Source organism: Bacillus sp. LSHTCR4 (assembly GCF_057197025.1).
In genome coordinates this window covers 748393-762556 of record NZ_JBXUNO010000001.1, presented here as the reverse complement: position 1 = coordinate 762556, position 14164 = coordinate 748393, and the positions used below count along the sequence as shown (strand labels likewise).

Below are 14164 nucleotides of genomic sequence, written 5' to 3'. Positions count from 1 at the left end.
TTTATCAATTACCACTTTTGATTATAAAAGATGACTCTTTATAAGTAAAGTAATTTCATGAAATATTTACCTTACAAAGTATTTGTGGCCACATTATATATATGTATGCCTCGCGAAAAATGTTATGACACTTTTTCTTATCCTTTTTCTTTCATACTTTGCAAGTTGTCTCACTATGATGAAATTCACCATATATCTCTACTTGAATGGTGACATGTTCTACATGAAACTTCTCCTTTAATACATTAGTAGCCTCTTTTAATACATTTTGCGTTTCATTACCTTTAATAATCAAGTGGCAAGTTAATACTTGAAAATCCGATGTGACAGACCATATGTGCAAATCATGAACTTCTTTTACAACCGGAATCTTTAATAATGTACTTTTTACCTCTTCAACATTTATGTGCTGTGGTGCACCTTCCATTAATATATGAACCGTATCACGTGTTACACGCCATCCACTAATAATGACTAAAATAGACACAAGTATACTAGCAATCGCATCTGCAGCAGTCCATCCGAAAAATTTAATAAGTAGCGCAGCAATAATCGCTCCAACTGATCCTAATAGATCGCCTAATACGTGTAAGAAAGCACTTCTTAAATTCAAATTTCCCTTCACATCGCCGCCTCTCATTAATATCCAAGCCGATAAAATATTAATAAGCAGACCAAGTACAGCAATAATAAGCATCCCATTACTAGCAATCTCAACTGGCTCTTTAAAACGGCGAATTGCTTCAATAAAAATGTATATTGAAATGACAATAAGAACGATACCGTTACATAATGCTGCTAACATTTCGACTCGCTTATATCCATATGTTTTCGCAGTTGTTGCTGTTTTTTCTCCGAGCTTAAACGCAAGTAAACTTAATGCTAAAGATACCGCATCACTTAGCATATGCCCCGCGTCAGATAGTAGTGCTAAGCTATTTGTTACAAATCCCCCAATAACTTCAGCAATCATAAAGCTTGTCGTTAGTAAGAAGGCAAGTAATAACGCCTTTTTATTTTTTGAATGACCATGATCATGTGAATGTCCCATACTTATACTCCTTTAAGTGCCATATCTGTATGTTAGTATGAAACAAACTCCCCATCTTTATCCCGAATCGACTGTTTGTAAACGCCCGCTTCCTCTGTATACACACTTCGCTATTTTTTAGACAATCCCTTTTTCTCAAATAAAACAAGACTACTTCTTTTTTATTTTCATATTGTTTACTAATGAAAGAATTTTTAAGGAGGTCACTAAAATGAAACGTTTATTTCTCTGTATGGAACGTGAACTTGTTGTAGTGAAAGAACAATATGATAACTATGAAACAACTTACCATTTACAAAATATGCAACCTACCTGTATCGCTGTTGATCCATTTCAAAAAAATCGTGTATATTGCGGAACATTTGGACGAGGTCTTTGGTTAAGTGACGATAGCGGGGATTCATGGAGACCAATTGGAGATTCTTATCGTTACTTTGATTTTCCTAAAGAAGATGGTATTTTGCACTCCTCTATCACTTCCATAACGATAAGCTCAAATGAACAAGTTAACGGATATGGGGTCGTTTATGTCGGCACAGAACCGAGCGCTTTATTTCGCTCTGAAAATGGTGGTGCAACGTGGACTGAACTTAAAAATATGAAATCATTATTATCTTCTTATACGTGGGCTTTCCCGCCTAGACCTTTTACCCATCACGTACGCTGGATTACAGTTGACCCAAACAACCCTAATACAATACATGTTTCAATCGAAGCTGGTGCTGTTATTCAAAGTAACGATAAAGGGCATACATGGATTGATAAAAAATTCGGTGCTCCTATCGATGCTCATCAATTACTTATGCACCCTGAAGCACCAAATCGTCTTTATGCATCATGTGGTGACGGATTTATGGGCGGACCTGATCGTGCCTATCTTGAAAGTTATAACAGTGGAAACAGCTGGATCTCATGCAGTGAAGGACTTGAACATCATTATTTATACAGCATGGCTATCGATCCAGCTGATTGTAATACAATTCTCGTTTCTGCCGCGCCAAGTGCGGATCTCGCTCATCACCGTATCCCTTATGAATCTTATATATATCGAAAAACGAAAGACACTCCGTTCCAGCAAGTACAGCAAGGACTACCATCTGCAATCGGTACAGTCATTTCGATGTTTGCGACAAACGAAGCAGAACCACATACATTTTACACTTTAAATAACAACGGCGTATTTCAATCCACTACTAGTGGCGAATCGTGGGAACAACTAAACATCCCGTGGAAAGATGAGTATAAAACGCAGCATCCGCATGCTTTACTTGTTACTAGTTCTTAAGGAGAAAAAGACTGCCTAATCGTTTTAGGCAGTCTTTCTTTTATTTTTTTAAATCAATGACAATATCATCTAACACAATTCCCTTATTGCCTCCCAGTTTTCGAGACACTAAACTCTCCTTTACGTGTCCTCCAACTATTGTTACCGAGCCATAATTTTCAGGAGTGTGAATTCTTAAATTAACGTGAGGCGTTATTATTAGTTTGGTTGCATTCTCATTGAGTTGTTGGAATGTTTTACTCCAATTAAAATTATAAGAATCCTCACCTGAGCCTCCATTTCCTTCCCCAGAATACTGATTACCTAAATCATCACTCACTTCTAAATCGATATCCACTCCATCCCATACACCCCTTATTTCTTGAGACACTTCTTGGTTATAGTATAAAATAAACGACATTGGTGTTATTTCCATTCTCTCCATATTTACTTTTACACCATCTTTTTCTGTGCTACCTCTAATCAATTGCTCTTTATTTTCTATTCCTCTTAGATTAATATTAAAATTCCAATCCCCCTTTATTGTTTCTTCTGTTTCTAAAATATCTATACTTTTTATACTCCATTCAATGTTCACTGTAGTTTCTTTACTACTAACTAGATCGCTACTTGTTTTTATTAAACCTGTATATTTTCTATCAGCGACTTTAGTAATTTCATTGCTTCCTGATTGGACACCTGCTCCTTTAATAGTTAAAAAATCTAATGTACTTGGATTCTCGCCTAAATCTCTGTTACTTTCTATAGAATAGTTTATTGATACTGTCTTCCCATCGAAAATTACATCATTTATCGTTATCTTAATTCCATTGCTTTCTTTTATCATATTTAATACTATAGCGTGTTGTTTATAATTATAATTAAGCTCCGTCGTCTTCTCTACGTCAGCTTTATAATTTTCATATAACCCCGTTCTACCATTATCTAAAAATCGGAATATATCACCTACAATTGGCAATCCCCCTGCATATGTAGGAAACCCAATACCAAGCGTTGCAACTGATAATCCTACTAAAATAGATGCAACAGCAACGCCTTTTTTCCAACTTTTCATCTTTTTCTTCGTTCGTATCGATTGTTTTAAGCTACGCTTCACTTTTTCTTTTTCAATTTCAGAAGCCTCAATTTCCTCAAGTTCTTTCTCATCTATATCAATATCATTTAATAATTCATAAATGTCTTTCATATGGCACTACCTCCAAAACTAATATTCGTAGCATTTTGTTGTAGCTTCTTTTTCCCCCGGTACACTCGATTATCGATTGCTGCCCGGGTTAATCCTAACTTGTCACCTATTTCCTCTGTCTTCATACCGAGTAAATATTTCATAATGAATACTTTTTGATCTAGCGGTCCTAATTGATTAATAAGCTTCAATAATTCTTCTCTATCTTCCATAACAATTAATTCGTCTTCCGCTGACTTTTCCGTACTAATATGAAACTCATCCGAAATAATTTCTACTTTTTTAGTCGCTTTCCGGTAATAATCAATTGCTTTAAACTTCGCAATTGCCGCAATCCATTTTTTAAAATCATTTGGTTCTCCATGAAATTTATTTGCGTTATTCCATATAGAAAGAAATATATCGTTTACACATTCCTCTATTAATCCATCATTTTGAACAGGAAGAAGAACTTTATGCGTGATTCCTTTTATGAGTGGTAAGTATGTATCGACAACAAATTCTAGCGCATCTTCTTTTTGTCGCTGTAATCTTTTTATATAATTTTTCTCATTTGATTTCATGTAGCGATTCCCCTTATTTTTTTGTAAAAGCTTTTACACCCTATATAACGTCTAAAAAAATGTTTTCTCTCATCTTTTAATTATTTTTTGTATGTAATGGAATACCTTCCCTTAGCCATTGTCTCACATAACTATGCATCCAAAGAAAATTTTCTCAAGTCTGCAATTTGATTCATGTAGTACACTATTTATATAGCCATTCTTTAACTTGGTGTACATTTTATCCCGCTTTAATGGGCAGTAAGACCCCCACCTCAAAATTCAGCGAAAGTAAAGAATTTAGGTGGGGGATCAACTGCCCATAAAAGTCCGATTGGTTCAACTAATAATCAGTGGGGGATGAAGAAAACCCCCACTGATTAAAGTTTCACTTTATTTCGTTAACCTACTATTTAAAATTAGGAGATGAGATGTGTATGTGTGGAATTACAGGTTGGGTAAATTGGAAAGAAGACCTTTCAAATCAACATGTTATTTTAAAAAAGATGGCAAATAGTATTCAGCATCGCGGTCCGGATGCTGAAGGGTTTTGGTTTTCACCTCGTGCGGCCTTTGCACACCGTCGGTTAATCGTAATTGATCCAGAAGGCGGAACGCAACCGAAGACATTTCGTACTGGTGATTATACGTATGCTCTTACGTATAATGGAGAAATTTATAATTTCCGTGAGCTTAGAGAACAACTTCAAAAATGTGGTCATGCATTTGAAACGCATTCTGATACAGAAGTATTACTACATGCTTATTTAGAATGGAAAGAAGACTGCGTACAACATTTAAACGGCATTTTCGCTTTCGCCTTATGGGATGATCAGAAGCAACAACTGTTTTTAGCACGTGATCATTTAGGTGTAAAACCACTCTTTTATACAGAAAGAAATGACAGTATTATTTTCGGATCTGAAATTAAAGCATTATTAGCGCATCCATCTGTCCCCGCTGAAGTTGATGCGGATGGCATAAATGAAATATTTGGATTAGGCTTATTTCGAACTCCAGGATGTGGCGTCTTTAAACACATTCAAGAAGTGCGTGCTGGACATTCTATAACGTTTACACGTGATAAAAAAGTAGTTACGAAGTATTGGAATTTAGAAAGTAAGGTCCATACAGATTCTATAGAAGATACATCATCGCATATTTTATCTATTTTACAAGATACAGTAAAAAGACAATTAATTGCCGATGTCCCTCTCGTTTGCATGTTATCAGGAGGATTAGATTCTAGCGGTATTACTGCACTAGCGGGGAAAGAATTTGCTGCTGAAAATAAAACACTTCATACGTATTCCGTTGACTTTGTAAATAGCGCAAAAGATTTCGAGCTGACATTTGCTCGCACTGGTTTAGACGCTCCTTGGGTAAAACGCGTTTCTGAACATGTAGGGACATCTCATCATGATATTATTGTGAATGCTGAAGAATTAGCAAATCACTTATTCGTTCCCCTCCATGCAAAAGATTTACCAAGTGCTGGTGAAATGGAAACTTCACTATATTTACTATTTTGCGAAATGAAAAAAGATGCGACCGTAGCTTTATCCGGCGAATCTGCTGATGAAGTATTCGGCGGATATCCTTGGTTTCATCAAGAAGAATTACTATATGTAGATAAATTTCCTTGGCTAACAAATTGGAAAAATACATCTCCTCTTCTACTAAATGAAGTAAGTAACCAATGTAATCTAGAAAACTATATTGATACACGATTCCAAGAAGCGATACTTGAAGTACCTACTCTTGAAGGCGAAAGTAAAAAATCCGCGAAACAACGTCAAATGTTTTATTTATTTTTAACGAGATTTCTTCCGTTCTTACTTGACCGTAAAGACCGTATGAGTATGGCTGTAGGATTTGAAGTTCGTGTACCGTTTTGCGATTATAGATTAGTTGAATATTTATGGAACGTTCCTTTCAACCTAAAAAGCATTGATAATATTGAAAAAGGCATTTTACGTAGAGCACTGAAACCTGCTTTACCTGACGATGTACGCAATAGAAGAAAAAGTGCTTATCCAACTTCACAAGACCCACATTATTTACAAACAATTCGTCATTTATCACTCGACATGTGCAGTAATAAAAACAATCCTATTTTCTCACTTATTAATCATTCCAATTTACTTGCCATTGCCGATCAAAGTAATAAAGAAATTAACAATTTCGAAGCAAGAAGTGCTATGGAATACATGCTACAAGTAAATGAGTGGTTAAAAACGTATCACATCCATATCGCTTAACAAAAAAGAGTTCAAGGACAAAAGCCCTTGAACTCTTTTTTTATTAATTAGCACATTGTTCATTATCAGTATCAATGGACCATCCAATAATCGTGGCACAATCTCTACCTTTCCACTGCAGTACATTTGTTAATACTGGTTCAATCTGCAGACTATTTCCGTCGTGCAATATTTCTACTAAAGATTGGTCATCGTCAAACCTTCGTTTATCACACTCTAAAATACCGTCCGTAGCCATTACAATGTGATTCGTTCCTTTTTCTAATCCTCTTACACCTGACGTAAAGCAAGGTGTATTTGCTGCAAAAATATTTTTCCTACCAATATATTCGTAATTCTTCCGTTTATTTAATCGTCCTTTTCCATTCTTCGTTTTCTCAGAATGGAATAAATATGCGAAACAATTACCAACTGATAGCCAATATAAAAATTCACCTTTTCGCAAACAAATTAAGCATGCAAGTTCCTCATCATCTTGATCACATTTTTCAATAAACAACTCATCTGTAAATAACGCTAACAAATACATATGTGTATGATGAAAAGCTAAATGTATCGGGTAGGAAAATAACTCTTTTAGTTTCTCTTTTCTTTCTGAAATTGCTTCTATTATATAATCTATATTTTTTGTTTTGTGGTGTGTATCAAAAATCATAACAAATTCAAATTGTAATTCAGGATCCCACCAAGCAAGCACTGCATCTCCTCGTTCATATGCATCACTCTCTTGATTCCCCCCATATACGCCGACTGAAAGAGGACCACATTTTTCAACATGTATTTCATCTACATACATCTGTTCATGACTCATCCATTTGAATGTATTCACAGCTATCATCCTCTCTCTTGCTAAATGTATACCTTTACACATAGATTACCTTATATTTCAATAAAAATAAACTTTTTCAACATTTTTTATCCAAATAAAAGGATTTTATTTCTAAGTTAACGAATATATCTTATTATACGATATAAAAACAGGAGGATTTATCATTATGAAAGACATCAATCAGCATTGGGAGAGCATTTATTATCACTTACGATATGAATATGAAGACAACCTTTCTCACCAAGCCATTCGTATTTTACAAATCGTTTCTCGTGAGAAAGATATAACAATTGGAAAAGTCGCTACTGAGCTTTCTCTCTCTCATAACACAGCATCTGAACACGTAAAGCGCCTTATTCAAAAAGGTTTTATCATGAAAGAAAGAAACAAACAAGATGAAAGAGTTGTGAACCTTACTTTAACGAAAGAAGGCATTGAAGTATTAGAAAAGCATACTTTACTAGATAAAGAAAAGATAAAAATATTAGAATCACAGTTATCGAAAGAAGAACAACAATTAATCGAAAAAGCTTTTTCATTATTATCGAAGGAGGCAAAGTATGCATTTCCTCGTTAAAGTAATCGTTTCGGCACTTATTATCGGCGTTATTACTGAGGTCGCTAAACATTATAGTACGATAGGTGGGTTTATTGCTGCCCTTCCTCTCGTAAGTTTACTGAGCCTATTTTGGATTTCTTTCGAAGGCGGGAACAAACAAGAATTAAGTCAATTTGCTTTAGGTGTATTATATGGATTTCCTGCATCCGCACTACTATTATTTATCGTTTATATCGGTTTAAAAAACTCATTTGCACTTAGTACATCTGTCCTATTCGGTATAGGTGTCTGGTGTATTGTTTTCGCTTGTCAAAAATTATTTCAAGCTTAGTTAGGAGGGTTTACTATTTATAAATTTGTAGAGGTATTGGAGCAAACTATAGAAGTATATATGAAAGGAACTAATAAACAAACTGTAGTCATTCAAACCGGAATGACTTGCTCATTTTATGATTGGTTTCCTATTATAGAAAAGCTTTCACAGCACTTTACAGTCGTTTCATACCATCGCCCAGGTTACGGAAAAAGTGAACTAGGGAATCATTCACGTACTACAAGACAAACCACAAAAGAACTTCATATGTTACTACAAAAACTAGATATTCATGACCCAATCATTCTAATCGGTCATTCCTACGGAGGCCTATGCGCACAACATTTTGCGATGTCACATGAAGATAAGTTGCAAGCACTTATTTTAGTTGATTCTACTTCTATGAACTTACACCGATTAGATGAACTTCATTTACCAATTTCTGATCAAACGGATTCGGATGATATGTGGCTTCAAAAATATAATACATATTCCAAAATGGATGTACACATGCTTTCTAATGCACTAAAACATATACTCGCTAACCAATCAAGACAGTACATTGAATTTTCTACCTCTCCTCTATTATATAAAGCGGCAGCTTCTGAGCTATGTGAGTGGAAAAATTGTGCCCGCTCATTAAAAGAGTTATATAAAACATTAAAAGTACCATTAATCGTTATCGGTAGAGACCCTCAATATTCTATTACTCAGTTGACTGAGGGCGGCATGCCGAAAGAAGAGGCCACACGACTAGAAACAATGTGGCAAGAACTGATTCATGAACAATTACAACTTTCAATACATAGCCAATATATACTTGCCGAACATGCTGGTCACGGAATTGAAAACGATCGACCAGATATTATCATTGAAGCGGTTCACTCCCTAAAAATAAAAAAAGGAAGCAACTAAAGCTGCTTCCTTACTTATCTATTCATAATCTTCTTCATCATCGATTTCTTCGTAATACGAATTCCCATTACTTACATATATAGGGCCATTCGCAACGTCAATACGTAATACCCATGCCCATGGCACAGCTAAACGCTTATGTATTGCTCGCCAAAAGCTCATTGATTTTCTTTCGTACTCCTGGAACTCCTGAAGTAACTCTTTATAGGAGGAACCGTCTAACTGAACATTTGCTTCTAATAAACGAGAATGGGCATAGTACTGCAGCTCTAATTCAGCAGCAATTTCCATTTCTTCTTCCGTTGCCATACCTATAATTGTTCCATCTGCTGGTGCAATTTCATATACGTTGTGAACTTCAATAAGCCCTTCTTTCTCTTTCTCAAACATGTAAACAGCCTCCTTTAACACATATTTTTTTTGTTACAAAGTCATACTTCTACAATAACTTCTCTCTTTCCTCTTTTTTTGATAAACTTTTACAAATTATTTATCTGATGACCCGTATTCTCTATCCTTTCGGCAGAAACTAAATCTTCATTATGAAAATTCAACTTAAATATATCGGGCATACGAAGTGTTTTCCAAAATCGAAAATCATATTTTGAATCAAAATAATTCATAAGTAATACCATAATATTCCCATGCGTACCTATTACAATATTCTTACCTTCATATTTTTTTAATATACTTTGCATACATGTTACAACGCGTCTTTGTGCTACATCATTTGACTCTCCACCTTCGTATGCAAAACTCCAATCTTCCCACACATTCTCAATGGCATCATTAAAATCTGCTACTGGCTCTGAACTTAATAACCTTTCTCGTAAATCTTCTTCTATTTCTATTGATACATGATATGTATTCGCAATTCCTTGTACAGTTTGAATTGCTCTTTTGTACGGGCTAGAAATCACAACATCAATATGTTTATCTTTTAATAAGCGTGTTACATTCTCTGCATCTAAGTGCCCTTTTTCAGATAAAGGTCGCTCCCGTTCTTCTTTTGTATATGTAGAATGGGCATGGCGAACGAAATATATTGTTGTCATTTATTCATCTCCTTTTTCCGTTTCTACCCAAATTCAATACATTACCATCAAATCCCTTTACCTTTATAATAAGTGCTTTCAAATTTAAATGTTGATTTTCATATTAATAAAAGAGAAACACCTCATATGGTGTTTCCCTCATTTAAAATAGACTACATTCAATTAAATACTTTATCAATTTTATTTCTGTCGTATTCTAATATCCAATCATTATATGTATGATAAATATCCCTAATTGTATTAGGAGAGGTAGCTAATACATCACAACCTCTATCATCATAAACATGAAATATAGTATTCTTGTTTACATTTATGAAATACACTCTATGAAAAATACACGGTTTTATTCCCATATCTTGATTACAAATTGCTTTTAGCATAGGAATGTATTTCAAGTCTGAAACTTTACATTTCAAAGTATATCTATGCGTTTTATATACCCCGTCTTCATCGTCTTCTGGAAAAATATAAGGGATTGTATTTTTCTGTAACTTAAACAAATCGGACTTCTCTTTTACATACTTAGAAAAGATATTCAATTTGTGTTTGAAAGTTTCACCGTCTGCATAGTCATTTACATCCACTACAATATAAATATCGTCTGTTTTGGAATGTAAAGACTGAAATAAAGTAATCGCTCTATTATAAACGTCTTCTAAATATGGACAATTTTCATAAATGTTATTGCAATCATAGTCCACACCTAATCTAAAACGAATACCAATAGCCCCATTATAAAATAGAGATGGTCTAAGTTCTAAATTTGGAAACGTTTCAAGCATATACTCCTTCAACCTCATCTCAACACCTACCTTTAACAGAATCTTGTTTACATAATAAAATTATTTCATTATAATTTATTTCTAAACTCTTCATCTGTTATAGCATCTTGAATAAAATAATCTATATTATTTCTCAGTTTTTGATATGAAACTTGATCTTCTATATCGTTAAACATAATGACAACTTCTACTTTATTCCCTTTCTTATCTGTAGTATACAAGCTTTTGGTCAATACGAATGCGGTAGAACCACCTTTTTGACCAGCATATTCGAACTTATTATTTTTAACTGTTCCTTTGAAAATGTTCTCGATTTCTTCTTGCATTGATTTTGGAAAATACTTTCTACTATTTATCTTTTCCATTATACTCATATAATCTTTAGCATTTGCACCCACTAATCGATCTGACCAAATTCGCTGAAATTCCATATCTACCTTTAATGGGATATCCCGTTTTTTCCATTCTTCTTCATCTTTCATCCATTCCTGTATTTGTAACACATGTTTATTATATTCATCTTGTGACATGTTACGTAACGTTTTTAATGACTGATTTTCTGGCACATGAAGTTCTTTTTCTACGTATCCTCTCATATATAATGCAGCCGTATAAGAAGTAAACTTATCATGACTAGTAAGCTCTAACTCTTTTATACTTTCATTTACTCTTTCTATTCCAAGCTTTTCTAACAAATATGTTGTATTTGCATTAGAACTATAATGAATCATTCCTTTAGCGACTTCTTCTAAAGCTATCTGTCCATTTTTCACTAATTCTCTCGCTTTAACATCTTCTAACCAGTCAGGGTGCGCTCCACCATCAGTGTTTTTAACGTAATATTTTTCTAATTCATGCAATGAAATTTGTTCATCTCGGCTTATCTTTCCTTCTGACACTTGCTTAGCAAACTCAACTGCTATTACGATTTTTGCCATACTCGCTAATGGCAATTTTTTATTTTCATTTATAGAAGTTATTACTTCTCCATTTCTTTTAATAAATAATGAACATGTTTCATCGTCTTTATGTTCTTTTATGTACTTTAATACGTAATTCGGATCTTCTTTTGACAAATAGTACTCCATAATAACAAAGAAAGCTATAACGGCTACTATAATGACTCCTGCAACAATTCCTATAATCTTTAATATGTTCACAATATGCCCCCTCTCATACATTTCCTTCTATATCATAATTATAACGAAACCGATTACAAAATTATACAAAATAGAATAACTCTTCCTAAAAAAGAAAGAGTTATTCTATTTCACATGATGTTATTTGTCCATTTAACGTAACAACTATATTTGATTCGTCACTTGCTTTAACGCTACTTATTCGATTTGAGTTAGGAGGACCAATTACAACTGATTCCTTAATTGGCGAAAGGTCCTTCTCCAATTTTTCTGCACTTACACCGTATGCAGCTTGAAATACTTCTGGCGGTGTTAATCTAAGTATGTCTGATCCTTCTGCTGTTTCAAACTGATCGTTATTGAAGAACAAATGTAATTGTACTTCTTCTGTTACCGCTGTGATCCAATGCCACCATCCCATTGGAATAAAGACAGTTTGCCCCGCTTTCACATGATAATTTTGCAATTGATTCGTTTCGGGATTTAAGATGGATGTAACTGCTTCTCCTGATACAACAACATCCAATTCCCACGCATTCGGATGCCAATGTGGTTCTCGCATATGCCCTTTTGTCATAAATAAATCAACAAACGCTCCTCCTATCATCGCTGGTAACTGTGTTGACGTAACTTCATATGCAACGTTTTTCTCATCTCTCTTAAAAAAGATATTTTTTCTTGAATCAAAGAAAAGATTTGGAGTTCCTGAACTTTTCTTTAAATTTTTATTATCTGGAACATAACCTGAACTACTCATTTTATCCCTCTTTTCCACTCCGAACATTTCGACTTTCACACTGTATCGTATGGAAAAAATGTATGAATGTGCTTAAGCATTGATATAACAAAAAAACATGCCTTCATAAGGAGAGCATGTTTTGTGATATTCTTCACATTATTTAGCTAAAAATAAACTTTTTACTTACCATGATGTAACATTAAATCACTAAGTTCTTCTTCAATGTGATTTAATTTCGCAACGCCTTCTTTCCATTTATGAATATAACGTGAAACCCCAACGAAAAATAAAACGATAATTGTGGAAAGAATAATACCATACACGATTGCTACAGTACTCATAGTTACACTTCCTTGTAATTAGTAATGTGGTTATTAGTTATATTTTTATTATAAACCTTTTTCTTTTAAAATACTTCGATTTCAACTTTTTGTAACAAAATTGATTTTTCTAATAATAGTACATAACATTATAATGCTAGAAGAAATCTCTTTCTGATTCCTTCTAGCGTTATAATTCAAAGAACTAAAACTTTCATTCATAGTCCTTTTACTTTACACCGACTGAAACCGTTTCTGGCAATGTGCTACCACCATCAATGACAATGTGTGTACCTGTTATGTAGCTCGATTCATCGGATGCTAAAAAACCTGCTAATTGACCTACTTCTTCAATTTTCCCTAAACGTCCTAAAGGAACACCTGAAGCAATTCCATCGATTACATTACTCGGCTCATTTGAATCAGATTCATTTGCTATTTGCTCTGCCATTGGTGTCATAATGTAACCTGGACAAATTGCATTTACAGTAATATGATGTTTTGCAACTTCTCGTGCTAACGCTTTTGTAAATCCCCAAATTGCTGCTTTCGTCGTTGCATATGCAGTTTCACCTTCATCAGCAACCAATGTTCCTGTTACAGAAGACATATTCACAATCTTTCCATAATTTTTCTCAATCATATATGGCAATACCGCTTTAGAAAAGTTCCATACCCCATTAATATTTACTTGGAATTGAAAATCACGCATTTCATCTGACATATCTAAAAAATTCGCAAGTCGAATCACACCGGCGTTATTTACTAACACATCAATCTTTCCGTACTTCTCATATGCATCTTTCGCTACTTCTTTTACAGCATTCATATCAGCTACATCGACTACATAACTCGCAGCATCTAACCCTTTACTTACAATATTTTTGGCAGTCTCATGAACTGTCTCTGAAATATCAACAAGTAATACTTTCGCCCCTAGCTCTGCAAATACATGAGCAATTCCAGCTCCGTTCCCCATCGCAGCTCCTGTAACAAAAGCGACCTTACCATCTAATTTCCCCATTGTATAACCCCCTTATAAAATATATAACTCCTTTACATTTTTATCATACCAAATATTCCCTCTCATTCTTTACACATCTCCATTTGTTAAAAAAAGTTCAAAAACAGGAAAAATTTTCACAAATTATACAAAACTTCACCATATGTACTATTACCATATGAGTT

Annotated in this window: 16 protein-coding genes; 5 read left to right on the top strand and 11 right to left on the bottom strand. The window is 34.2% G+C overall.

The window, feature by feature from the left end:
- Positions 1-151 precede the first annotated feature (151 nt).
- Entirely contained in the window at positions 152-1051 is a 900-nt protein-coding gene (locus AC2CGR_RS03970) for a cation diffusion facilitator family transporter (protein ID WP_098224390.1), read from the bottom strand.
- Positions 1052-1262: 211 nt separating this feature from the next.
- Here AC2CGR_RS03970 and AC2CGR_RS03965 point away from each other — a divergent pair, with 211 nt between their 5' ends.
- On the top strand, positions 1263-2336 hold the full coding sequence (locus AC2CGR_RS03965; RefSeq protein WP_484480547.1) for a glycosyl hydrolase: 1074 nt from the start codon (positions 1263-1265) through the stop codon (positions 2334-2336).
- A gap of 40 nt (positions 2337-2376) precedes the next feature.
- Here AC2CGR_RS03965 and AC2CGR_RS03960 read toward each other — a convergent pair whose 3' ends face one another.
- Positions 2377-3522, bottom strand: coding sequence for a DUF4179 domain-containing protein (locus AC2CGR_RS03960; RefSeq protein WP_484480546.1), 1146 nt, complete (start codon positions 3520-3522; stop codon positions 2377-2379).
- On the bottom strand, positions 3519-4085 hold the full coding sequence (locus AC2CGR_RS03955) for a sigma-70 family RNA polymerase sigma factor (RefSeq protein ID WP_484480545.1): 567 nt from the start codon (positions 4083-4085) through the stop codon (positions 3519-3521). The genes AC2CGR_RS03960 and AC2CGR_RS03955 overlap by 4 nt, the downstream gene beginning before the upstream one ends.
- Before the next feature lie 416 nt (positions 4086-4501).
- On the opposite strand from AC2CGR_RS03955, the gene asnB reads away from it, so the two are divergent.
- On the top strand, positions 4502-6325 hold the full coding sequence (gene asnB, locus AC2CGR_RS03950) for an asparagine synthase (glutamine-hydrolyzing) (protein ID WP_484480544.1): 1824 nt from the start codon (positions 4502-4504) through the stop codon (positions 6323-6325).
- Positions 6326-6368: 43 nt separating this feature from the next.
- Here asnB and AC2CGR_RS03945 read toward each other — a convergent pair whose 3' ends face one another.
- Positions 6369-7196, bottom strand: a complete 828-nt coding sequence (locus AC2CGR_RS03945; RefSeq protein WP_029440797.1) for a PP2C family serine/threonine-protein phosphatase — start codon at positions 7194-7196, stop codon at positions 6369-6371.
- A 124-nt stretch (positions 7197-7320) separates the two neighbouring features.
- Here AC2CGR_RS03945 and AC2CGR_RS03940 point away from each other — a divergent pair, with 124 nt between their 5' ends.
- Genes AC2CGR_RS03940 through AC2CGR_RS03930 form a run of 3 tightly spaced genes read left to right on the top strand, consistent with a single transcriptional unit; the run spans position 7321 to position 8941 of the window.
- Positions 7321-7731 (top strand): MarR family winged helix-turn-helix transcriptional regulator, encoded by a 411-nt coding sequence (locus tag AC2CGR_RS03940; protein WP_484480543.1) that lies wholly within the window; start codon positions 7321-7323, stop codon positions 7729-7731.
- Complete coding sequence (locus AC2CGR_RS03935; protein ID WP_000545636.1) at positions 7715-8044, top strand: DUF3147 family protein; 330 nt, start codon at positions 7715-7717, stop codon at positions 8042-8044. The genes AC2CGR_RS03940 and AC2CGR_RS03935 overlap by 17 nt, the downstream gene beginning before the upstream one ends.
- Positions 8045-8080: 36 nt before the next feature.
- Positions 8081-8941 (top strand): alpha/beta fold hydrolase, encoded by an 861-nt coding sequence (locus tag AC2CGR_RS03930; protein WP_484480542.1) that lies wholly within the window; start codon positions 8081-8083, stop codon positions 8939-8941.
- An 18-nt stretch (positions 8942-8959) separates the two neighbouring features.
- On the opposite strand, the gene AC2CGR_RS03925 is transcribed toward AC2CGR_RS03930, so the two are convergent.
- The 7 genes from AC2CGR_RS03925 to ucpA all read right to left on the bottom strand — a co-directional run bounded on the left by AC2CGR_RS03925 (position 8960) and on the right by ucpA (position 14000).
- Positions 8960-9331, bottom strand: coding sequence for a hypothetical protein (locus AC2CGR_RS03925; RefSeq protein WP_000461769.1), 372 nt, complete (start codon positions 9329-9331; stop codon positions 8960-8962).
- 89 nt (positions 9332-9420) lie between these two features.
- Entirely contained in the window at positions 9421-9996 is a 576-nt protein-coding gene (locus tag AC2CGR_RS03920; protein ID WP_131101826.1) for a histidine phosphatase family protein, read from the bottom strand.
- A 158-nt stretch (positions 9997-10154) separates the two neighbouring features.
- Positions 10155-10796 (bottom strand): DUF3885 domain-containing protein, encoded by a 642-nt coding sequence (locus AC2CGR_RS03915; RefSeq protein WP_131101824.1) that lies wholly within the window; start codon positions 10794-10796, stop codon positions 10155-10157.
- 50 nt (positions 10797-10846) lie between these two features.
- Positions 10847-11938 carry a serine hydrolase gene (locus AC2CGR_RS03910; protein ID WP_087964920.1) on the bottom strand — a complete coding sequence of 364 codons (1092 nt, stop codon included), beginning with the start codon at positions 11936-11938 and terminating at the stop codon, positions 10847-10849.
- A 100-nt stretch (positions 11939-12038) separates the two neighbouring features.
- Positions 12039-12674, bottom strand: coding sequence for a cupin domain-containing protein (locus AC2CGR_RS03905; RefSeq protein WP_087964918.1), 636 nt, complete (start codon positions 12672-12674; stop codon positions 12039-12041).
- Positions 12675-12835: 161 nt separating this feature from the next.
- Positions 12836-12997, bottom strand: a complete 162-nt coding sequence (locus AC2CGR_RS03900) for a hypothetical protein (protein WP_000108701.1) — start codon at positions 12995-12997, stop codon at positions 12836-12838.
- Positions 12998-13205: 208 nt separating this feature from the next.
- Entirely contained in the window at positions 13206-14000 is a 795-nt protein-coding gene (gene ucpA, locus AC2CGR_RS03895; protein ID WP_087964916.1) for an SDR family oxidoreductase UcpA, read from the bottom strand.
- Positions 14001-14164: the final 164 nt, after the last annotated feature.